Annotated in this window: 14 protein-coding genes; 13 read left to right on the top strand and 1 reads right to left on the bottom strand. The window is 35.6% G+C overall.

The genetic code is table 11. The features are described from left to right. Positions 1-49: 49 nt before the first annotated feature. Entirely contained in the window at positions 50-1867 is a 1818-nt protein-coding gene (locus ACRD62_RS02425; RefSeq protein WP_430818524.1) for a methyl-accepting chemotaxis protein, read from the bottom strand. A gap of 229 nt (positions 1868-2096) precedes the next feature. Between ACRD62_RS02425 and ACRD62_RS02420 the strand changes: the two genes are divergently transcribed. The 13 genes from ACRD62_RS02420 (at position 2097) to ACRD62_RS02360 (ending at position 21828) form a co-directional block, all read left to right on the top strand. Continuing rightward, on the top strand, positions 2097-2984 hold the full coding sequence (locus tag ACRD62_RS02420; protein WP_430818523.1) for a LysR substrate-binding domain-containing protein: 888 nt from the start codon (positions 2097-2099) through the stop codon (positions 2982-2984). 71 nt (positions 2985-3055) lie between these two features. After that, positions 3056-3979, top strand: coding sequence for a YeiH family protein (locus ACRD62_RS02415; RefSeq protein WP_430818522.1), 924 nt, complete (start codon positions 3056-3058; stop codon positions 3977-3979). Positions 3980-3981: 2 nt separating this feature from the next. Then, positions 3982-4698 (top strand): sulfite exporter TauE/SafE family protein, encoded by a 717-nt coding sequence (locus ACRD62_RS02410; protein WP_430818521.1) that lies wholly within the window; start codon positions 3982-3984, stop codon positions 4696-4698. 201 nt (positions 4699-4899) lie between these two features. Then, positions 4900-7758, top strand: coding sequence for a ligand-binding sensor domain-containing protein (locus ACRD62_RS02405; protein WP_430818520.1), 2859 nt, complete (start codon positions 4900-4902; stop codon positions 7756-7758). A gap of 183 nt (positions 7759-7941) precedes the next feature. Further along, positions 7942-8946, top strand: coding sequence for a glycoside hydrolase family 2 TIM barrel-domain containing protein (locus ACRD62_RS02400; RefSeq protein WP_430818519.1), 1005 nt, complete (start codon positions 7942-7944; stop codon positions 8944-8946). A 435-nt stretch (positions 8947-9381) separates the two neighbouring features. Next, positions 9382-10617, top strand: a complete 1236-nt coding sequence (locus tag ACRD62_RS02395; protein WP_430818518.1) for a T9SS type A sorting domain-containing protein — start codon at positions 9382-9384, stop codon at positions 10615-10617. A 347-nt stretch (positions 10618-10964) separates the two neighbouring features. Continuing rightward, entirely contained in the window at positions 10965-15728 is a 4764-nt protein-coding gene (locus ACRD62_RS02390) for a glycosyl hydrolase (protein ID WP_430818517.1), read from the top strand. A gap of 394 nt (positions 15729-16122) precedes the next feature. Continuing rightward, positions 16123-17307 (top strand): NAD(P)/FAD-dependent oxidoreductase, encoded by a 1185-nt coding sequence (locus ACRD62_RS02385; protein ID WP_430818516.1) that lies wholly within the window; start codon positions 16123-16125, stop codon positions 17305-17307. Positions 17308-17382: 75 nt separating this feature from the next. Continuing rightward, positions 17383-17859, top strand: a complete 477-nt coding sequence (locus ACRD62_RS02380; RefSeq protein ID WP_430818515.1) for a DUF1847 domain-containing protein — start codon at positions 17383-17385, stop codon at positions 17857-17859. Then, on the top strand, positions 17856-18284 hold the full coding sequence (gene trxA / locus ACRD62_RS02375; RefSeq protein ID WP_430818514.1) for a thioredoxin: 429 nt from the start codon (positions 17856-17858) through the stop codon (positions 18282-18284). Before ACRD62_RS02380 ends, trxA begins: the two co-directional genes overlap by 4 nt. A 143-nt stretch (positions 18285-18427) precedes the next feature. After that, positions 18428-19063: a methyltransferase domain-containing protein gene (locus ACRD62_RS02370; protein WP_430818513.1), complete on the top strand. Its 636-nt coding sequence runs from the start codon at positions 18428-18430 to the stop codon at positions 19061-19063. 178 nt (positions 19064-19241) lie between these two features. Further along, positions 19242-20552, top strand: coding sequence for a radical SAM protein (locus tag ACRD62_RS02365; protein ID WP_430818512.1), 1311 nt, complete (start codon positions 19242-19244; stop codon positions 20550-20552). A 4-nt stretch (positions 20553-20556) separates the two neighbouring features. Further along, positions 20557-21828 (top strand): FAD-dependent oxidoreductase, encoded by a 1272-nt coding sequence (locus ACRD62_RS02360; RefSeq protein WP_430818511.1) that lies wholly within the window; start codon positions 20557-20559, stop codon positions 21826-21828. The last annotated feature ends 156 nt before the right edge of the window (positions 21829-21984 follow it).

Raw genomic sequence — 21984 nt, 5'->3', positions numbered from 1 at the left:
CGTTTAAACTTTTATATTACTCGAATCTGAAACTATTATCAAAACTATATTATTTGGTTTTAAAGTATGAAATTGTTGATTGCAGCTCTTCAGCTTCGCGAGCAAACTGATCAGTTAACTGAGAAATACCTTCTGCTGCGTGAGAGTTACCCTGTGTAACCTTATCTAACTCCATCAATGCGTTATTTATTTGTTCTGATCCTTTATCCATTTCACTTGAAGCAGCACTGATCTCAAGCGTTAAAGATGCTGATTTTTGTATTTGAGGCACCAACTCATTAAAAATAGCTTGTGCTTTCTCAGCAATTTCTACAGAAGAACCTGACAAATCACCAATATCCAAAGCTGCCTCTCTGCTTCTTTCTGCCAATTTTTTCACTTCCGAAGCCACAACTGCAAAACCTTTACCTTGCTCACCTGCTCTGGCAGCTTCAATAGCTGCATTCAATGATAATAAATTAGTTTGTCTAGAGATATCCTCTATTATTTTAATCTTCTCAGAAATATCAATAATTGCCTTAACTGCATCATTTAAGATATTCCCTCCTTTTTGTGCTTCCTCTGATAGTTGATGTGCAATTTCTTCAGCCTGCTTCGAATTAAAGGCATTCTGTTCAATATTAGAACTCATCTCTTCCATCGAAGCTGAAAGTTCTTCAGTAGATGATGCCTGTTCCTGTGCACTCTCAGATAATTGCATAGCAGATGAATTCAATTGTTCACCACCCGAGGCAACTAGATTTACTGAGCTACTAACCTTTACAATGACTTCTGAAAGTTTGATTTTCATCAATTCAAAAGCGTTGCCCAGTTCTCCAATCTCGTCAACACGATTTAATACCCTGTTATCTAACTTCTGATTTAATTGACCATCTGCTAAATTCCTGGCTACTCCTGTAATATTAACAATTGGCTTCGAAATACTCTTTGCCAGAAAGCTTACAATAAATAAAGTAATACCTAAAAACAATAATCCAAAAACCATGGTATTATATCGGATTGGATCAAGAATATCAATTAACTCATTAGTTGGAGCTACCGCAATAATCTTATAATCAGTTGAACCAACTTTTCTAAAAGCTACTTCTTTATTAGTACCGTTAATGCTTTGATCACCAATAACACCAGATTCCGAATCACCTAAAACAGCTTTTACAATACTTTCCGGTAAAAACTCATTAATGGATGAATTCACTTCTTCGGTATGTTGAGCCATAACCACTTTACCATTGCTATCAATCATCCACAAGTCACTATTGGCAGTTAATTTTCGATTCTGGAATTCCTTTACAAGAATTTCAGGATTAAGTCCGACACCTGTAGTTCCAACAGGATTGGATCCATCTCCCATTAATACATTTATGAATAACAAAGTCTGATCTAGTTCCTGATTATAATCGAAATTCAAAGCTACCTTTTCTTTATTGTCAATAAAACCAAAGAACCAACTGTCATCTGGATCTTCTTTTGAAACAACATCCAATAATTTATAATCTTCCTGCCAATAATGATAGGTAATATTACTAACTGCAAATACTGTGAAATATTCATATTTCTTTTGCAAATCATCCAAACGTTTCAATGCAAGATCCTTCAATTCATCATCGGATTCATTGTTGATAAACCATTTGTTTATCGTTGGATCTTCAGCTAATATAGTGGAAGTTTCAAGTGCTTTTTCAAGCATCGATTGAACTGTACTCTGTGAAGCTTCAACAAAACTTAATAACTGCTTTTCTCTCACATCACGAATCAAAGCATTTCGAACCATGTAATAATTGATAACTCCAACCAACAGAATGATACTTAGAACCAGTACTCCCAGAGTAACCCATAACTGACTCTGCATCTTTTTAAATCTAACCATTTCCCCTATACTTTTTTAATTTAGTTGACAGTCCTTCTTCGAAATGAACGGTAGAAGGTTACAATATTATCAAAGGAAATTCATACAATTTTCTCATGCTTAGTTTCATTGTTAATATAATGATTATCAAATAATATAACATAAATAAAATAACATAAATAAAATATCAAAAATATAGACGATCAAATCCTAAAAAAGATTGTATTTTTACTACCTAGTTAAATTAAGAATGGATTACCGCGATAAAGTTTTTATAAGTGTTGCTGAGAACTTAAGCTTTTCAAAAGCTGCCGAAGAATTATTCATCAGTCAGCCTGCTATTACAAAACATATTAAAGAATTAGAACGCATACATAATATTACCTTATTCGATCGAAAGGGAAATAAAATTTATTTAACAAAAGCAGGAAAACTTACCTATAGCCATCTTAAGAAAATTGAACAACAATACAGAGAATTAGAATTTGAAATTGGCAGAATAAATGACAGTTTTCTTGGGGAGTTAAAAGTTGGTGCCAGCTCAACCATTTCTCAGTATCTTCTACCCAAAGCCATGGCCAGTTTTCATAAACGATATCCAAAAATTGAGCTTTATCTTTCAAACGGGAACTCATTTGAAATGGAGCAATTGTTGCTGAAAAATGAGATTGATATGGCTCTGGTTGAAAATGCATCTTCACAATCAAGCATTAAGTACCTTCCATTTATGAATGATGAGTTAATAGTGGTGACAGGTTCTGATAGCATTTATGCCAAACAGAAAAGCATATCATTAGCTGATTTTAAAGAAATACCTCTTGTACTTCGTGAAAAAGGTTCAGGTACTCTCGATGTTATTAAAAAAGCACTTCTAAATAATGGTGTAAGCATCGAAAACTTAAATACTCTTATACACCTGGGAAGTACAGAAGCCATTAAGAACTTTTTAAAAGACTTTGATGGCATTGCTGTTTTATCTGATAAAGCGGTTACCACAGAAATATATCTAAATCAGCTTGTTCAATTATCGGTTAAAGGTTTTGAGATACCCCGCAAACTGCGTTTTGCACTTCACCAGGGACAACCCAGTCATTTAGTAGAGTTATTTATGAATCATCTTAATCAGTATAACTTTTAGTTATTGACTATAAATTTTTACTATTTGTTTTGATTATATCGTAACGTTATTTTTGTTTCAAAATTTAGCGTATGACGGATGTCAAAAAATATAGTCAATTTCTGTTTCCTCTTTTTATCATCCTGTGTTTTACTCCGATGATAACACCAGCTGTAGCATTGGTTTCAGGAATTGCATTATCAGTCATAGGCTTCAGGCACGAAAAAGTTAATAAGTATACGCCACAAGTATTACAATATTCCATTGTTTTGATGGGCTTTGGCATGAGTTTATCAGAAGTAATCAAAGCATCAAAAAATGGTTTTATTGAAACAGCTATTTCGGTAATAGTTGTGATGACCAGCGGACTTCTATTAGGACGCTTATTAAAAGTGAAAGGAAATATCGCATTGCTGATTTCCGCAGGAACAGCCATTTGCGGTGGTAGTGCTATTGCAGCCATTTCACCAGTCTTAAAAAGTGAAGAAAACGAGAGTTCAATGGCACTGATTGTTGTATTTATACTTAATGCGGTTGCCTTATTAATATTTCCATTTATTGGTCATTATTTTAATCTGAGTCAGGAGGTTTTTGGTAACTGGGCTGCTATCGCAATTCATGATACCAGCTCTGTAACAGGTGCAGGTGCTGCCTACGGTTCAGAAGCTTTACAAATAGCAACAACAGTAAAATTAATAAGAGCGTTATGGATTATTCCATTATCGATAGTTATTGCACTATTTAACAAGAAAGAGGGCGGAAGAAAAATTAACTTCCCATGGTTTATAGTATTGTTCGCCCTAGCCATTACAATTGCTAATCTATTTCCTACCATGAATGAAACTTATACTCATTTAAACTGGTTGGGTAGACGAGGAATTGTAGTGGCACTTTTCTTAATTGGCTCAGGTTTTTCACTTGAAAGCATTAAAAAATCAGGCTATCGAAGCTTTGTACTGGGAATAACATTGTGGTTAATAATTGGAGTAGGTTCTTTTATAGTTTTAACATCATAATTATGCTTAATGTCGGAGGATTTCTGGTTATAATACTTGCCAGCCTAGTGAAGGGCATCACTGGTTTTGGTTTTGCATTGGTATCATTGCCTTTGCTAATGATCTGGTATTCGCCAAAAGAATTAATTCCGATATTGATGATCTGCAATCTGATTTCGTCCATTCTGATTGTCCTCCAGAAAAAAGAAAAGAAACTGGTGAATAAACAGTTTAAGACACTAATAATATATGGTGGAGTTTTTACAATCCTTGGAGTAATCACTTTAAAATTAATTTCTGAAGGATTTTTGGTGAAACTGTTAGGAGTATTTTTTATTCTATTATCAATCATTACCTTGATCAACCGCAGCGTCACATTAAATATTTCAAAGAAATGGTATAAGCTGGCTGGAGCCTTTATCGGATACCTGACCGGAAGCATCTCCGTTAGCGGACCTCCGTTGGCCTTATTTCTGAATATGGCAAATGTAAGTAATCAGGAATTTCGTGAGATATTCTCGTGGTTTAATATTGTTTCGGCAACAATAGCCATCATTGGCTATTATCATTTAGGAATGATAAGCAACCAAATGCTGATCACTTCCTTATATGTAACTCCTATATTACTACTTGGAACTGTTATTGGGAAGCGATTAAATCAAATTTTACCTGCTTCTTTATTTAAGAAAATCAGTTTGTACATTACCCTTTTGGTAAGTATTTTTCTATTGATTAAATAAGCATAACCAAATCAACACACCATCAATGAGCTGATTTACTAATACTTAAATCATTAAAGATAAATATTTTCAATCTTCTTAAACATCCCAAATGTCATTTATTAACGAATGCGGTATAATTGTTTTGTAAACTAAAGGATTCATAAAACTTTATTAACTTACAGCTCGAATCATTCCAATAGGTTCATTTTAATTGTAATAATGAAGTTCTATATTTTAAGTTTACTTATACTTTTCAGTTCAGTATCAATTAAGGCTGTCACTATTAAAACCGGTCATCCATTTATCACAAATTACACTGAACATGATTATGAAGTATCCAATAATAATTCTGCAATAACTCAGGATCAGAGAGGCATAATGTATTTTGCCAATGAATTTGGTATTTTGGAGTTTGATGGCCAAGACTGGAATATTATTCAAATTGCCTCAAACCGTTCAAATATTACATCATTGGCAATCAATAAAGATAATCGTTTATACGCCGGAGCGCAGGATGATTTTGGCTACATTGATTGTAGTGATTCAAAAACTTTAAACTTTATTTCATTGACTAACCTCATACCTAAAGGGTATGAAAGTTATGGTATCATCTTTAATATTATTTTTCAGGAAAACAGGGTAATTTTTCAATCCCGGGAATCGATATTTATTTATCATGATCATAAAATTGATGTTCTTCAAACAGGTAAAAAAATAAACGGAATCTTTGAGGCAAACGGGAAAATCCTCATTCATGATGAAGAACAAATATATTTTTTAGAATCAGACCAATTAATACCATTTGAAGCAGGTGCTTTTTTTAAAGGAAAGGACATCCGTTTTATATTGCCATTTAAGAAGGATCAACTGTTGATTGGCACATATGAGAACGGGATTTATTACATATTAAATAATAAGGTATATCCATTACAGACAAACTCTGTTATTTTTAATCATCAATGTCATATACTAAACGGACATTTAAGACGCAATGGTCATTATGCAATAGGTACATCAACAGGCGGTGTTTGTATTTTAGATAAAGATGGTCATTTGATTAATCAGATATCAACGAAAGAAGGCATTCAGAATCATGAAATAAGATGTATGTTTTCTGACCAAAACGACAATTTATGGGTTGCTAATAAAAAAGGTATTGATTTAGTAGAGTTAGCCTCTCCTTTCTCACGAATAATACCTGATCCGAAAGATCCAATTGGTGTTTACTCAACTGCAATTTTTAAAGACAAATTATATTTTGCAACTCATAATGGTGTCTTATATACCTCAACTAGCGATTTAACCAATCCGATCAATGGAAGGAATCAGTTTAATAAACTACCTGGTTTGCCCGAAATTAATTGGTCGGTTAATGTTATTGACAGCATACTGATTATTGGGCATGTTGGTGGATTCAGTCAAATTATTGACAACAAAATTGTTCCTCTTTTTGATCAGGATGGTGGATGGATGGTAAAAACACTTCCTGATTATCCCGGATGGCTTATTGGTGGAACCTATTCCGGTCTGGTTCTATTCAAAAAGAAGAACAATCAATATGAATATGTAACCAAAATCAATGGTTTTAACGAATCAAGCAGAATTATTGAAATCGATTCAGACAATTCTATTTGGGTGGCCCACGGTTATAAAGGAATATTTCGTATTACTTTAGATGATCTCGAAGGGAAAGCTTCTTATGCCTTCTATGATAGTTTTAAAGGATTACCTACCAATTTCTATAACTCTGTTTTTAAAATTTGGGATCAAATAGTGATTGGTACTCAATACGGGTATTACAAATACAATAAAACATCAGACACAATGGAGCCTGATAAGGAATTATCAGATTTAATAGGTTGGGAACAAGGGCGTAAATTACAGGAAGATGAAAATGGAAATGTTTGGTTTATTACGGGTAGTGAAACCGGGTTACTTACAAAACATGCCAATGGTAGTTATTCAATTAATAAAAATCCATTTTATAAGTTAAACAAACATTATATCCCCGGGTTCGAAAATCTTTATTTCCCAAATAGTGATGAAGTGATCGTCGGGTCAAAAGATGGAGCTATTGTTTATGACTCTAACTTTCGGTTAATACATTCTTTACCAATGAACTGTCTGATAAGAAAAGTTGAACTTCAACCAGGTAAAAACTTAATCTATAATGATAACTTGGAATATTTATGTGATACTGTCATTAATAATGAGTATGAATTTAAATATTCTCCGAAAAATAGTTTTCTTTTCTCCTATGCATCTGCTTTTTATGAAAATTCAAACGATATTAGATACCAGGTATTTCTTCAAGGCTTTGATAACGACTGGACAGAATGGAAACCAGAGTCATTTAAAGAATATACAAATTTGAGTGAAGGTGAATATGTATTTAGGGTAAAAGCAAAAAACATATACCAGTCAATTAGTAACGAATCAACCTTTAGCTTTACAATACTTCCTCCCTGGTATAAAAGCATTTTTGCATACCTATTGTATTTTTTCATGCTATCTGGTATTGTTATTCTATTTCTAAAAGTTAACAAGACTAAATTTAAAAAGGAAAAAGAAAGATTTATCAATGAACAACTACAGCTAAGAGAATTAGAATTAGCTCATTTAAAAGAACAAAATCTCGAGGCAGAACTGATTAGTAAAGATGAGGAATTATCAGGAATTGGGATGCAAATAATTTTAAGAAATGAAAAGCTGAGTGAATTAAAAGATAAAATATCCGGTATCACTTCTCTTGCTTCTGATAGAGTTGCAAAAAAACTAAATGGTTTAATTAGCTTCATTGAAAATGAAATTGAAGACCAGGATTGGGAGAATTTTGAATTACGTTTCGACCAATCGCATAATAATTTCTTAAAGAAATTAAAAGAAGAATTTCCTAACCTATCACCCAAGGACTTAAAGATTTGTGCGTATTTAAAAATGAATATGAGTAGTAAGGAAATAGCTCAAATTTTAAATATGTCTGTTCGCGGTGTGGAAAATGCACGATACAGAGTACGCAAAAGAATAGGTCTCGATTCATCAATCAATTTAACCGAATGGTTACTTATGAGAAAGTAAGTATTGTAGTTTAAATTTACTGATGACTAAATCACAATTACTTTCACTATAATAAAGAACCTTCCATTGAAACGTAGAAAAAGTGAGGTAAAAAGTAATTGTTTATGTAATCCTTTAAATTAGTTTATCCAAACAGATACTTTTCTTTACATATCCGGCGTTCACTCATAAATCATTATAAAAATGTTCAAATTTCAATTTCTACTTTTAATCACTTTACTCATATTAACAGGTTCTGAAACCCTAAAAAAAGAAATTGTTAGAGCAGATAACCGACAAATACTATTGAACGAAAAAGCCTATTTTATTAAGGGAGTATGCTACAATCCAGTACCTAAAGGTGAAACTTCAAGAGATTTCAAGAATTTAAGAGAAGACCTTAAGCTTATGACAGAGGCTGGAATTAACACCATACGAGTCTATACGCCAATAGCATCAACTAAAGTATTGGATAAAATTGATTCAGCAGGAATAAAAGTCATAATAGGTTTTGGATATAACCAAAATGGCGTTTTTGATATTCATTCAGGTTCTTTTATCGATTACATTAAGAAGTATAAAAACCATAAAGCAATCTTATTCTGGGAATTGGGTAATGAATACAATTATCATCCTGAATGGTTTGAAAATGATATTAATAATTGGTACAAAGCATTGGATAATGCTGCAAAGCTTATACACGAAACGGATCCTTCTCATCCTGTTTCAACAGCACATGGTGAAATGCCTGATAGTATAACTCTTTTGCAAAATAAAAACATAGATATCTGGGGACTAAATGTGTATAGATGGGATAATCCTGCTAAGGTATTTGATGAATGGAATAGTTTAAGTACAAAACCAATGTACCTTTCAGAAGCTGGTGCAGATAGTTATATGAGTACCATTCGGGATAACTACACACAAGGAGAAAATGAAACAGCTCAAGCTGATGCATTAAGAAATATTCTTAAACAAACATTTTCAAGAAAAGATATATGCTCCGGTCTCACAATTTTTTCTTTTATTGACGAATGGTGGAAAGCCGGCAACCCGGATACACAAGCCCCTGGAGGATTTGCTCCTTATAGTAGTGGTGTACCCTATGACGGCACTGCAAACGAAGAGTACTGGGGCTTGGTGAAAATTAACAGAGAACCCAAAAAAGCCTTTCAGGTAGTTAAAAATCAATTCCTTCAAAACAACTAGTATTTATTTTTCAGTACAAAATACTCTCCCAAAAATTCTCAACTTGAATTAGATATTGTATTCAATTCCAACTATAAGAACTTATATTCTATTGGTATAGATTCAGATTATCCATTACTATTCAATCTGATAAATTTTGTCTAAAGGTTTGCTCTACTACTCAATACTTCATTTAAGCTCAATATTAATCGAGCTTTTTATTCAAAATATCACCTACAAATTTTACTATCAATTAACCATCGCACATGAAATAAGGCAATAAGTCATTAATATCTGATTTAAAAATATTTAGATAATAAAAACGTAGTAATAATGAGGTCCAAAGTAAATGGTAGTGTAGTCAAAAAAAGCACAAAAAAAAGATTCAGATATAGTTTTGTTAACAATGATTAAAAAGAACAAAATCATTGTAGAAACTAATTAAAAATAAGAATTATGAAAAAAGCTTTACTAGGTCTATTGTTAGTTTTATTATTTAATTCAACAATTTTTGCTCAGAGTATTCCAGTAACATTCGAATCTGATATTACCGTTGGTGATAATTGGAAAGCAGATAGTGGTTTAAGTTCTGTTGCTGTTGTTGATGATCCTGCCGGAGCAGGACATGGAAAAGTTGGCGAAATTACCAGTTCATCCTCAGGCCTTAAGTGGCAAAACGCTCAACTTCAATTAATTACCAATTACATTGATTTGACATCAACCAAAACAATCACTTTTGATATTTACACAGCATCCGCTCAGGACTTTCTACTGAAACTGGAGCAGTCTTTAAATGGCGGTGGAAATGTTGAAGTTCCATTCAGTACAAATGGTGGCGGATGGGAATCCGTAACAGTTGATTTTACTTCTGTTGGAGTAAACGATCAATATAAGTTATTGGTTTTCTTCCCTTGTTATTCTACAGGCTTTGCAAATGATCCTTTTGATGGCGTGAGCTATATTGATAATGTTTCTGGTGTTATTGGTGATCCAACCGTTCCTCCTGCTGACATTAACTTCCCTATTGATTTTGAATCTGTTCCCACAACGTCTGATTTCAATAATTTTGATGGAGGTATTGCAACAGTTATTGACAATCCTCAAGGTTCGGGAAAAGTAGGTCAAATGGTACGTAATGGTGGAGCAGTTTGGGCAGGCAGCTGGCTTGGTTTAAGTGGAAATATTGATTTCACAACCAATAAAATCATTTCAATGAAAGTTTTTACTCAAGCTCCAATTGGTACAAAAATTGCAATGAAAGTCGAAGGAGGAACGCTAAAAGAAGTTCCAGCCTTCACAACAAAAACAGGAGAATGGGAAACAATATCATGGGATTTCTCAGGAACACCAAATGATAATTTTAAACTTACATTCTTATTTGATTTAGGTAATGTTGGTGATGGTTCTGCCACCTCTACTTTCCTTTTCGATGACATTACACTTACTGAAAATGTTCCAACTGCAATTAGTCATGTTAATGTGAACACACTTAAAGTGTATCCAAACCCTGTAATAGATGTTTTAAACATTCAAGGTTCTGAAGCCGGACAACCTGTTGAAATTTATAATGCTGCTGGTAGTCTTTCTAAAAAAGTGCAAATATCTGGTGGTACAGTAAATATTGCAGACCTTCCAAAAGGTATTTACTTTATTTCAGTTAATGGATCGACTTCAAAAATTATCAAGAAGTAGAATCATTAAATATATTTCATTCAAGGGAGGTTTTGATACCTCCCTTATTCTTAAACTAAATTATTGTATCCGCCTTAGGGTTAATTTATGAAATGTTAATCCAAACGACCAATCACATTTCTAAATTATATTTAAGCACCTATTAATTTATTAAAATACAAAACAACAAGGTAAATACAATCTCTGAAATTAATCGTCAACTATTGATAGCAGGCATCCTAAGAATAATTTATTGAATATAACCAACCTTCAATTCTTTCAAAAATCAGCCATTACAAAATACCTGGCAATGAGACTGAAATCGTAAATCGTTTCAACCAATATTAAAAAATAAAAATCTACAACTAATGATTCTTCGAAACAGATGTATACAAGTAACAGTAGTGTTTCTGATGCTGTGTATTGCAAATATTTTTATACCTGATATTCAAGCACAGACTGTTACTATTGGTAATGGAAGTTATACAACATCTTTTCCAGGTGTTGACGCAGCCGGACGAAATGGTTATCCCAGCGGATCACCTCAGCTTACGGGCAATACCATTGGAAAACCCGTCCCAACAAATGAATGGTGGTCACAACTGATTAAAGAGAATCATGCTGCCAATATGTTTAACTATCCTTTAGCCTTGCAAACTAAAAACGATGGCTTGGTTGTAAGCTACATCCCATGGGGTGTTTACGGCGACCAGATTCCAATAGTGGTTGGTCTTGAATCACTGAATGCCAGCATGGCAACTGTTTCTGATTATTCCGATTGGACTGTGACCATGGATTGGAATGATGGCACCCATAATATGAAGGCAACAGCCGGTATTGGGATGCCATTTCTTTATTTCACAAAGGGTTCAGGTGATGTAGTAAAAATTACAGTCAACTCAGGTAGTGCAGTTGTATCCAATGAAATGCTAATGGTAACAGATGCGGCAAGCGGAGCCGACTTTGTTATATATGCACCATCAGGAAGTACTTGGGCAAGCTCAGGTAATGATTATACATCAAATCTAAATGGCCAGAATTATTGGTCGATGTGTATGCTGCCTCTAACAACGACTGATGTGCCTGCAACTGCAGCGGAATACAAGAAGTATGCCTATGTATTTCCTACCAACACAAGCACATCTTGGTCATTTAATGAGAGTAATTCAGTAATGCGTACTGATTTTACTGTAGCAACTGAAGTAAAAGAGGGGAGTGAAACAGATTTGCTTTTAGGTCTATTACCGCATCAATGGGCTAATCTTGCCACAGACTCATCACAACCAAACGGAGATAGTTATCCTTCGGTCAGAGGCGAACTAAAAACATTGGCCGGTAATACTTTCAGTGTTGAAAACACTTTTAAAGGAATTCTGCCGACGTTGCCTTATTTGGCCAATTACAGTGAAGGTTTTAGCCCTTCTGATTTAGCGGACAAAATTAGTTTAATTGAAAATGATGGTTTAGCCACCTGGACAGACTCATACAACGAAGGTCAGGTGATGAACCGACTGATTCAAACTGCTCGTATTGCTGATCAGATGGGTAATACTGAGGCAAGGGATAAAATGGTGGCCACTATAAAGAAGCGTTTGGAAGACTGGTTAACTTACCAATCCGGAGAAGTAGCATTTTTATTCTATTATAATAGTAACTGGTCAGCCATGTTGGGATACCCTGCCGGTCATGGCCAGGATACCAATATCAACGATCATCATTTTCACTGGGGCTATTTTATCCACGCCGCTGCCTTTATGGAGCAATACGAGCCCGGTTGGGCTGAACAATGGGGAGATATGATAAACCTTTTAGTCAGGGATGCCGCATCTCAGGATCGAAACGATGATAAATTTCCTTTCTTACGTAACTTTAGTCCATATGCAGGCCATTGCTGGGCCAATGGTTTTGCCAGTTTTCCACAAGGCAATGATCAGGAGTCAACTTCTGAAAGTATGCAGTTTAACTCTTCGCTGATTCATTGGGGAAGTATCACCGGCAATGACGCCATTCGTGATTTGGGTATCTACCTATACACCACAGAGCAAACAGCAATTGAAGAATACTGGTTTGATATGTATGATCGAAATTTTAAACCCGATCAGCCATACAGCCTGGTTTCACGCGTTTGGGGCAATTCGTATGATAATGGAACTTTCTGGACTTCTGATATAGCTGCTTCGTATGGCATAGAAATGTACCCTATCCATGGAGGATCATTGTACCTTGGTCACAACAAGGCTTATGTTGAAAAGCTATGGAATGAGATAAAAGCCAACACCGGCATATTGAGCAATGAAGAAAATCCGAATCTGTGGCACGATGTGATGTGGGAGTATCAGGCATTTATTGATCCGCAAGGCGCTATTGATTTGTATAATTTGTATCCCGATAGAACTTTGAAGTTCGGTGTTTCAGATGCACAAACCTACCACTGGTTGCACAACATGAATGCGATGGGAACTGTAAATACAAACATAACAGCTGATTACCCAATCGCGGTTGCTTTCGATAAAAACGGCGAAATTACCTATGTGGCTCATAATTACACCAGCAGCCCGATAACAGTCACTTTCTCCGATGGTTATGAATTATTAGTTCCTGCCAATACCATGGCCACCAGCAAAGATATTGATGCCTCCGGAACCATCAGTTCTGATTTTAACAGGGCTTACGCCAACGGCAGTGTTAATCTTTTGGCAGAAACAACAGGAACAGGTATCACTAAAGTGGAGTTTTATGATGGAAAAAATCTTTTGGGATCATCAACAGCTGCTCCATATACTTTTACAGCCGAAAATCTATCACTCGGGTTACATGGCATGTATGCCAGAATATATGTTGGCGACAACTTTCTTGTAACCAACATTATATCCATTCAGGTGGGCGAACAGGTGCCGTTTTTAGATACACCGTTTGACGTGCCTGGTGTTATCGAAGCCGGAAATTACGATAAGTTTGAAGGTGGAGTCGGACAGGCTATTTCCTACCTTGATTTATCACCGGGCAATGCCGGTGACTACAGAATAGATGAACATGTTGATGCATCTTCAGATAATACGGAAGGTACGGTGATTGGATGGATTGCTGCCAGTGAATGGACAGAATATACCATTAACGTAACTGAGTCTGGATTATACTCAATGGCTTTTCGCTATGCTTCAGGCAATCCTTCCGGTGGTGGCCCTTTCTCTATTTTCGTTGATGATCAGGAATTAGCAAGTAATATTTCTGTACCGTCTACTTCCACAACCAATTGGGATGTATGGGCCACTAAAACAGTAAATGATTTGGCTTTAACTGAGGGTGAACATATTCTGAAAATAGCATTTACTGGCGGTGAATTTAATTTTGGGCGAATGACGTTTACCCGTACAGGTGATATACCTTATTCATTCCCTATTGCTTCAGCAGGAGCAGATGTAAAAGTGCTATGGCCGGCATCTACTGCAATATTGGACGGATCAGAAAGCAGCGAATCTGGTTCGCAGGCTTTGACCTTTTCATGGACTCAGATTTATGGACCATCAGTTGTAAGTTTTGATGATAACACGTTGGCTCAGCCATCCATTAGTGGATTAATAGAAGGAATTTACCGTTTTAAACTTGAAGTGAGCAATCCAGACATGCGTGTATCAAGCGATGAAGTATTGGTGATCGTTAGCAGCTCTGAGAATATTGTTCCAACCATATCAATTACTGGACCTGCTGATGGCTCGTTCTATCCAGAAGGAGAAGAAATTACCATATCTGCCAGTGCAAGTGATTTAGATGGCACTATTCAGCAGGTCGACTTTTACCAGAATGATGTGTTGATTGGCACTGACCATACGGCTCCATATTCTATTCAATGGACCAGTAACGTAGGTGATTATGCCCTGACCGCCATAGCAACAGATGATGGTGGTGCTATTAGTGAATCTCAGGTCGTTAATGTGTCCTATCTGGCAGTTCGATCCTGCACCGAAACTTCAGCTGAAGCCCAACAAGGCTCATTTGAAGTAGGTTATAAATTTACCTTCGAAACAGTCGGTACAGATGTTACCATCACCTGTGAATTGTATGATGATAAAATTGGTGTGGTGGCATACCTGTGGACTCAAGATCCTTTCTCAGAAAAAAGCATGAATCATGTTGAAGGTAAAACATTTGCCACCGTACTTACAGGTCAGTCACCCGGATCAACTATTATTGTGGCTTGTAAATTTGCTTTTGCGGGAGGTCTGGCAGTTACAAAATACATCTCATACATTGTAGGAGATAATTGTGAACCGGATAATGAAATACCTACTAATTTTAATGCTGTTGTTGGAGAGGTGACACAATCAAGCGTTGAATTGCTCCTTAGTGCAAGTGACAATTCAGGTTCAGTTGTTTATACAATAAGTTATGATGGCACAACCAAAACTGTAACCGGCGAGTCCGGAGTTGAATTAGCATACGATGTAACCGGACTTTCAGCCAGTACAGCTTATTCTTTCTCTGTAACAGCATCAGATAATGCAGGTAATGAAGCTAATAACAGCCCTTTAGTATTAAATGCAACCACTTCGGAAAGTACAAATAATGGGTGTTCAGGAATGTCTGCCGATGCTTCTCAAGGCACTTTCTCAGTTGGGTATAACTACAGTTTCTCAACTTCAGGATCGGATGTTACAGTATCGTTTGAACTATTGGATAAAAAAGATGGTGTGGTAGCCTATCTGTGGAATACTACTTCTGGCTTTGTCGAAACTCCGATGGTAAATAACAATGGAGTGTTTAGCACTTCTTTGTCAGGACAGACTGAAGGAGCAGTGCTGCAACTGGCTTGTAAATTTGCCTATGCCGGAGGTATGTCAGTTACCAAAACATTTAGTTATACGGTTGGTGATAATTGCTTATCAACTAACATTGAACGAAACAATAAGCTTTTAAAGGTACCATTTCCTAATCCCGTAAAAACAATATTGAATATTACCTTACCAAACAATAAAAGTTGTTTTGAAATTTTTGATACGAGAGGAAAACAGTTAGAAAAAATGGAACCAAATACGTGTCAATACAGTTATGATATGAGTCATTTGCCGGTAGGTATTTACTTTTTGGTTATAGATAATCAAATCCATTTTAAGATAATTAAAGCAGGAAGCTAAATTAGTATTCTTATGGAATAGCAAAATCAAATACTTTCAATCAAACAATGACTTATAAATTATGAAAAGTATTTAATGTTTTATTAAAATAGTTCCAGGAAGGGTGTTCACTAATCGAACACCCTTTTTGTTTACAATCAATATAAAATACCTAATTCATTAATTTTCATGTCGTTTTATCGCATCCTCAAAGACACCTTACTCCATTTTTTTATAAAAATATAGTTTGATAGTAAAAAACCTGTCATATTATACCCTAACCACCACCATCTGACTATTGACATTTTTCGTTTAACAAAAAGACATCCGATATTTTTGTCAAACCATTTATTTCATCCACTCCGACGGTGGAAATAATTAAAATTCGTTTGTACCTTTTGTTAAAAACAAAACTATGAGAACAAACTCAGATAAACATTTTGTAGTGCTCGGAGGAGGTATTGCAGGTGTTGAAGCAGCAATTAAACTTAGAGAAAAAGGATATAAAGTAACATTGGTTTCCAACCGGGATTATTTCTTTGTTTATCCAATTTCAATCTGGATACCTGTTAACGGAATTAGTTTTGATAACAGTTCTGTCAAACTCAAAAAGCTTCAAAAAAAGCATGGTTTTGAATTAATTATTGATCCGGTTGTTCAAATCGACCCTACAAACAACAAAGTACAACTACAGAATAGTGAAATAAGTTACGATTACTTGTTTATAGCTTTAGGAATGCACAAAGTAAAAGCTCAGGGAATTGAAAATACTTTATCTATTTGCGGAGCACCTGAACAAGCCCTTGAAATTAAGGACGAATTAGAAAAACTGGTACAACGAGGTAATGGTAAAATTGCAATAGGATTCGGTGGTAATCCAAAAGATGAAAAAGGAACAGTTGTAAGAGGTGGACCAGCCTTTGAATTACTATTTAATATCAGTACCTATTTGAAGAAAAAAGGTTTGTTGGACTCATTTGAGCTCAATTTCTTTGCTCCAATGGCTGAACCAGGTAAAAAGATGGGAGCCAAAGCCTATGGTAATCTGACAAAATTCTTTCAACGTTATAAAATCAACCAACACGTAGGAAAGAAAATACTTAGCTTTAATAAAGGTGAAATCCTGTTTGAAGGCGAAAAAAAGCTTGAAAGCGATTTAATTATTTTTATTGCTGGCGGATCAGGTCACTCGGTTCTTCAGAGTTCTAATCTTCCTTTAACTGAATCAGGTTTTGTAAAAACACATCCTACCTGTCAGGTTGAAGGATACGAAAATATATATGCCATTGGTGATTCTGCTGATATGATAGGACCCAAATGGGCTGCAAAACAAGGTCATATGGCTGAAATAATGGCTGATGTAGCGGCATATAATGTACACCAGCAAATATTAGGAACAGGAAAAACCAAAGTCTATACCGATAAAATAAGCATTATTTGTGTAATGGACTCCGGCGACGGTGCGGCTTATGTATCCAGAACCGACAAAAAAGAAACCATGATAATGATGCCAATTGTAGGTCATTGGCTGAAAAAAGCATGGGGATTTTACTTTAAGAATACAAAACTTAAAAATATTCCCCGAATACCAGGAATGTAAATTACAAATATAGGTTGATGTATTATTAATCTACCATTTTCAAGGTAACGAGGAATAGCAGCTAATATTAATAGAATGGAAAGTCAGGAATACACAAAATTATATAACGAGGAAGATAAAGCTATTTTGAAAATTGCTGAAGATTCACTCAATCCTAAAATAGACAGAGTAAGCGAAATCATTGCCTATTGCCATGAAGCAGGAATTAAAAAAGTTGGAATTGCTAATTGTATTGCATTTGAAAAACAGGCAGAATCATTGGAACAAATCCTAACCTTGAATAATATTGAAGTGGCTAAGGCTAATTGTAAACTAGGCAAGGTTAAGTTTGATGATTTGGTTCCAGGTTATAAAGGTATATCGTGTAATCCTGCTGGTCAGGCCGATTTTCTGTCTCAGAATAAAACCGAACTTAATATTATGATGGGGCTTTGTGTTGGACACGATATGATATTCAACTCCAAATCAAAAGTACCTGTAACTCCCTTGGTTGTTAAAGATCGTAAACTGAAGCATCATACCTTAACTGCATTAAACACTGAAAAAGAATGAGTACAACTTTAATAATTATTGGCGCGGTTGTTTTGATTTTAATCATTTATGTAGCAATCAACTACAAAAAGATGAAAAATATGCCTGACACACCAGCCAGTTCAAAAATCAGAATATTAGACAATAAAAATTTCAAGACACATATCAGATCAGGAGTCACTTTAGTTGATTTTTGGGCACCCTGGTGCGGACCCTGTAAAATGATGTCTCCTGTATTAAACGAGGTTGCTGAATCACTTGATTCTAGTTCCAAAGTAGCTAAGGTCAATGTAGATAATCATCAGCCCATTGCAGCCAAATATAAAGTAAGAAATATACCTACTCTTATTTTATTTAAAGATGGCAAGGAGGTTGACCGTTTTGTTGGTATCAAAACTCAAAAATTCTTATTGAAAAAGATTGAAAAACATCAGCAATCGGCTTAAACACCTATTTAAAAACAATATTAATTAAGCAGAAACGATTCTATTCTTATTCTATTAAAGAAAGAATATTGTAAATTACAACATCCGTAACACTTACATCTTTTATCGTTTCTCAACGATCAGTAAATATTAAAAATATTCATATGAATACTCAGAAAATTGAAATCAGATATTCAGAACTGGCTGAAGGAAACTGTTGTCTTTCATGCGGATCAGCCATTGAATATTCAAAAGCAAAACCCGGAGAAGTTTGTGTTGACCTGGGCAGCGGTCGTGGTACCGACGTTATCAGACTGGCTCAGGAAGTAGGTGAATACGGTTTGGCTATTGGTATTGATGTATCAGAAGGCATGCTTAAAAAAGCAGAAAAGAATGCAGCAAAACTGGGTGTTAGCAATGCTGAATTTCGTAAATCAGAATTGGAAGATATTAAAGTAGATTCGGCTACAGTTGATTTGATTATATCCAATTGTACCATCAACCATGCTAAAGATAAATTCAAGGTATGGAGCGAGGTGGAACGAATTCTTAAAAACAGTGGTCGTTTTGTAGTAAGCGATATTTATGCTACTGCCGAGGTACCGGTAGAGTACAGAAACGATCCTCAGGCTGTTGCTGAATGCTGGGCAGGAGCTACCACCAAAGAAGATTATTTGAACACCTTAAAAAAGGTTGGGTTTGTTGATATCGAAATTATTGAAGAGTCAAAACCTTATCCCAAAGGTCACATACAAGTGGTGAGCTTTACTATTGCCGGACGTAAGAAGTGTTGTGGTTGATTTTTAATTCCTTAATTTAATAACAAATGAAGTCGTTAGTTAAGAAAGCTAAGAAGAGTGACAACAAAGTAGCACAATGTTGTGCTAAAAACTCGAAAATAGTTGCGGGTTGTCACGACTAATTTAATCGGGGCCGGCTTGTTCTGCAGGTCGGTCCTGTTTAACCAAATTATCAAAAATGGAATTCTCCAAACATAATATATTTTCAAAAATTGCCGATTCCGATAATTACTTTATCGTAAATCCGCTTTCAGGTAATGCTGATGTTCTTGAACCTCATGAAGCAAAAGCTTTCAAGGAACAATCAAGCGACAACCTGAGTGAATTTATCGAAAAAGGTTACCTTGTTGATCTTCAAAAAGAAGAACAACTCTTTAAAAGCAAATACCTTGATTTTATAGATGACCGGGATGAAGATGAAGTGCAATTATTTTTCACGCCCTGGTATGCATGTAACTTCAACTGTTCGTACTGTTTTCAGGATGAATATACCAATCCGAACGAAACAGTAAAAAACGAAGTGATTGATGCTTTTTTCAAATACGTTGACCATCAGTTTGCTCATCGTAGAAAATACATTACCATTTTTGGTGGTGAGCCATTACTGAACAACGCTGTTAAGAAAGAGAGTATCGAACGAATCATAAGTGAAGCCAATAAAAGAGAATTGGACATTGCTGTTGTAACGAATGGTTACAATCTAATTGATTTCATTGAGGCACTGAAAAAAGGAAGGATACGGGAGATACAGGTAACAGTTGACGGAACTCAGGAGGTTCATGACGCACGTCGTATGTTACGCGGAGGCAAAGGTAGTTTTGAACGAATCTCAGATGGTATTGATGCATTGCTGAAGAATCAGATACCGGTAAACCTGCGAATGATTATCGACAAAGAAAACGTTCATAATTTGCCTGATTTCGCAAGATATGCCATTGCAAAAGGATGGACAAAAAGTCCTCTTTTCAAAACAGCTTTAGGTCGTAATTACGAATTACATCATTGTCAGACCAATAATAAGCGATTGTTTTCACGCATCGAAATGTACCAGGAGATCTATAAGATCATCAAAGAAAATCCTGAAACATTGGAGTTTCACAAACCTGCCTTCTCCATTTCAAAGTTCATTTTTGAAAATGGTGAACTGCCTAACCCATTGTTTGATTCGTGTACAGGAACCAAAACAGAATGGGCATTTGATTACACAGGTAAAATTTATTCCTGTACTGCAACTGTTGGAAATGAAGGTGATGAATTAGGAACATTTTATCCTGAAATACAACTCAATGAGGAAAAAATTGAGGAATGGGAAGAACGTGATGTTTTGTCTATTACTGAATGCAGCAATTGCGCTGTAAGGCTGGCATGTGGTGGTGGTTGTACTGCTATTGCCAAGAACAGAACTGGCAAAATAAATTCGCCTGACTGCCGACCCGTTCAGGAATTATTAGAATTAGGAATTGGATTATACTCAGAAATAAATATTTGAACAGATGAAGGAAATTACCCAAAAAGAATTTGATCAGGAGGTAATTAATGGTGGTAAAGTAGCTGTTGATTTTTACTCTACCGAATGCCCTCCATGCGAAGCCTTGGCCCCAAAATTTGAAAATCTTTCAAATCTGTATGGCGACGAAATAAAGTTTGTAAAGATCTTCCGCCAGGAAAACAGAGAACTTGCCGAAAGCCTTGAGGTAAACGGCTCTCCTACAGTTATCTTTTATGAAGATGGAAAACTGGTTGGTGATAAATTAACGGGCGGTATCAAACGTTCTGATTTGGTTAAAAACCTGGATGCTTTGATTCATCACGAGAAAGTGGCAGAAATCAAAGGAAAAATTCAGCCAAAAGTATCGGAATATGAAGTACTGATCTTAGGTGGTGGCCCTGCAGGTCTAACAGCTGGATTATACCTTTGTCAGGCTCGTATTAAGGCCGCTTTGGTTGACATACAGTTACCCGGTGGTCAGATTTCTACCACTCACAAAATATCGAATTACCCTGGTTTTGTTGATCCTCAGCCTGGTTATATGCTGGCACATTACATGTCGGAGCAAACCAAAATTTGCGGAACAAAATATAAGGTAGCCGTTGATGTGGCTAAAGTAGATTTGAAGAATAAAACCGTTGTGGTTGACGAATATGAAACCATTCATGCCAAAAAGATTATTCTGGCAACTGGTGCTTCACCACGCTATTTGAATGTACCGGGCGAAAAGGAGTTGAAAGGTAACGGTATTTCATATTGTGCTACCTGCGATGCCAAGTATTTCAATGATAAGGATGTGATTGTAATAGGTGGAGGTAACACAGCTATCGAAGAAGCTGACTTCATCTCAAAATTTGCAAAAAAGATCACCATTATTCATCAGTTTGATAAACTTCAGGCCAATAAAGAAGCACAGGAGAAAGCCTTTGCCAATCCTAAAATAAACTTCGTATTCGACACTGAACCTCGAGGATTTGAGAAGAATGGTAACAAGATGTTTGTAAAAACCGAGAACCTCAAAACCGGTGAGACAAATACCTTACAAGGCGATGGTGTTTTTATTTTTGTTGGAATGAAACCAAATACCGACTTCCTGGATGGTGATCTGGCAACTGATGATTGGGGTTATATTACCACTAATGAAGATATGATGACCAGTCTGGATGGCGTCTACGCCATTGGTGATATACGAAGTAAGAAATACCGTCAGATAACCACTGCTGTGGCAGATGGAACTATTGCGGCAATTGCTGTTACAAGAGAACTGGACGTATAGACTATATAATTACATTTATCCGAAAAATCCGCTTTTGAAAAGTCAGAAGCGGATTTTTTGTATTATAATCTCAACACAACTTCTTTCATATCAGTTAATAATCAACGTCAAAACATTTAATTCCTATTCAATTAATTAGTACATTTATTGTACAAA

The organism is Carboxylicivirga caseinilyticus (assembly GCF_050589785.1).
Lineage (GTDB): Bacteria > Bacteroidota > Bacteroidia > Bacteroidales > Marinilabiliaceae > Carboxylicivirga > Carboxylicivirga caseinilyticus.
Note: the sequence above shows the minus strand (reverse complement) of the source record. Positions and strands in the feature narration are given on the sequence as shown.

Excerpts from the sequence above, each read along its gene's own strand:
- ACRD62_RS02365 (WP_430818512.1), top strand. The coding sequence starts at position 19,242 with ATGGAATTCTCCAAACATAATATATTTTCAAAAATTGCCGATTCCGAT.
- ACRD62_RS02370 (WP_430818513.1), top strand. The coding sequence starts at position 18,428 with ATGAATACTCAGAAAATTGAAATCAGATATTCAGAACTGGCTGAAGGA.
- ACRD62_RS02390 (WP_430818517.1), top strand. The coding sequence starts at position 10,965 with ATGATTCTTCGAAACAGATGTATACAAGTAACAGTAGTGTTTCTGATG.
- ACRD62_RS02395 (WP_430818518.1), top strand. The coding sequence starts at position 9,382 with ATGAAAAAAGCTTTACTAGGTCTATTGTTAGTTTTATTATTTAATTCA.
- ACRD62_RS02360 (WP_430818511.1), top strand. The coding sequence starts at position 20,557 with ATGAAGGAAATTACCCAAAAAGAATTTGATCAGGAGGTAATTAATGGT.
- ACRD62_RS02425 (WP_430818524.1), bottom strand. The coding sequence starts at position 1,867 with ATGGTTAGATTTAAAAAGATGCAGAGTCAGTTATGGGTTACTCTGGGA.
- ACRD62_RS02385 (WP_430818516.1), top strand. The coding sequence starts at position 16,123 with ATGAGAACAAACTCAGATAAACATTTTGTAGTGCTCGGAGGAGGTATT.
- ACRD62_RS02415 (WP_430818522.1), top strand. The coding sequence starts at position 3,056 with ATGACGGATGTCAAAAAATATAGTCAATTTCTGTTTCCTCTTTTTATC.
- ACRD62_RS02410 (WP_430818521.1), top strand. The coding sequence starts at position 3,982 with ATGCTTAATGTCGGAGGATTTCTGGTTATAATACTTGCCAGCCTAGTG.
- trxA (WP_430818514.1), top strand. The coding sequence starts at position 17,856 with ATGAGTACAACTTTAATAATTATTGGCGCGGTTGTTTTGATTTTAATC.
- ACRD62_RS02380 (WP_430818515.1), top strand. The coding sequence starts at position 17,383 with ATGGAAAGTCAGGAATACACAAAATTATATAACGAGGAAGATAAAGCT.
- ACRD62_RS02420 (WP_430818523.1), top strand. The coding sequence starts at position 2,097 with ATGGATTACCGCGATAAAGTTTTTATAAGTGTTGCTGAGAACTTAAGC.
- ACRD62_RS02405 (WP_430818520.1), top strand. The coding sequence starts at position 4,900 with ATGAAGTTCTATATTTTAAGTTTACTTATACTTTTCAGTTCAGTATCA.
- ACRD62_RS02400 (WP_430818519.1), top strand. The coding sequence starts at position 7,942 with ATGTTCAAATTTCAATTTCTACTTTTAATCACTTTACTCATATTAACA.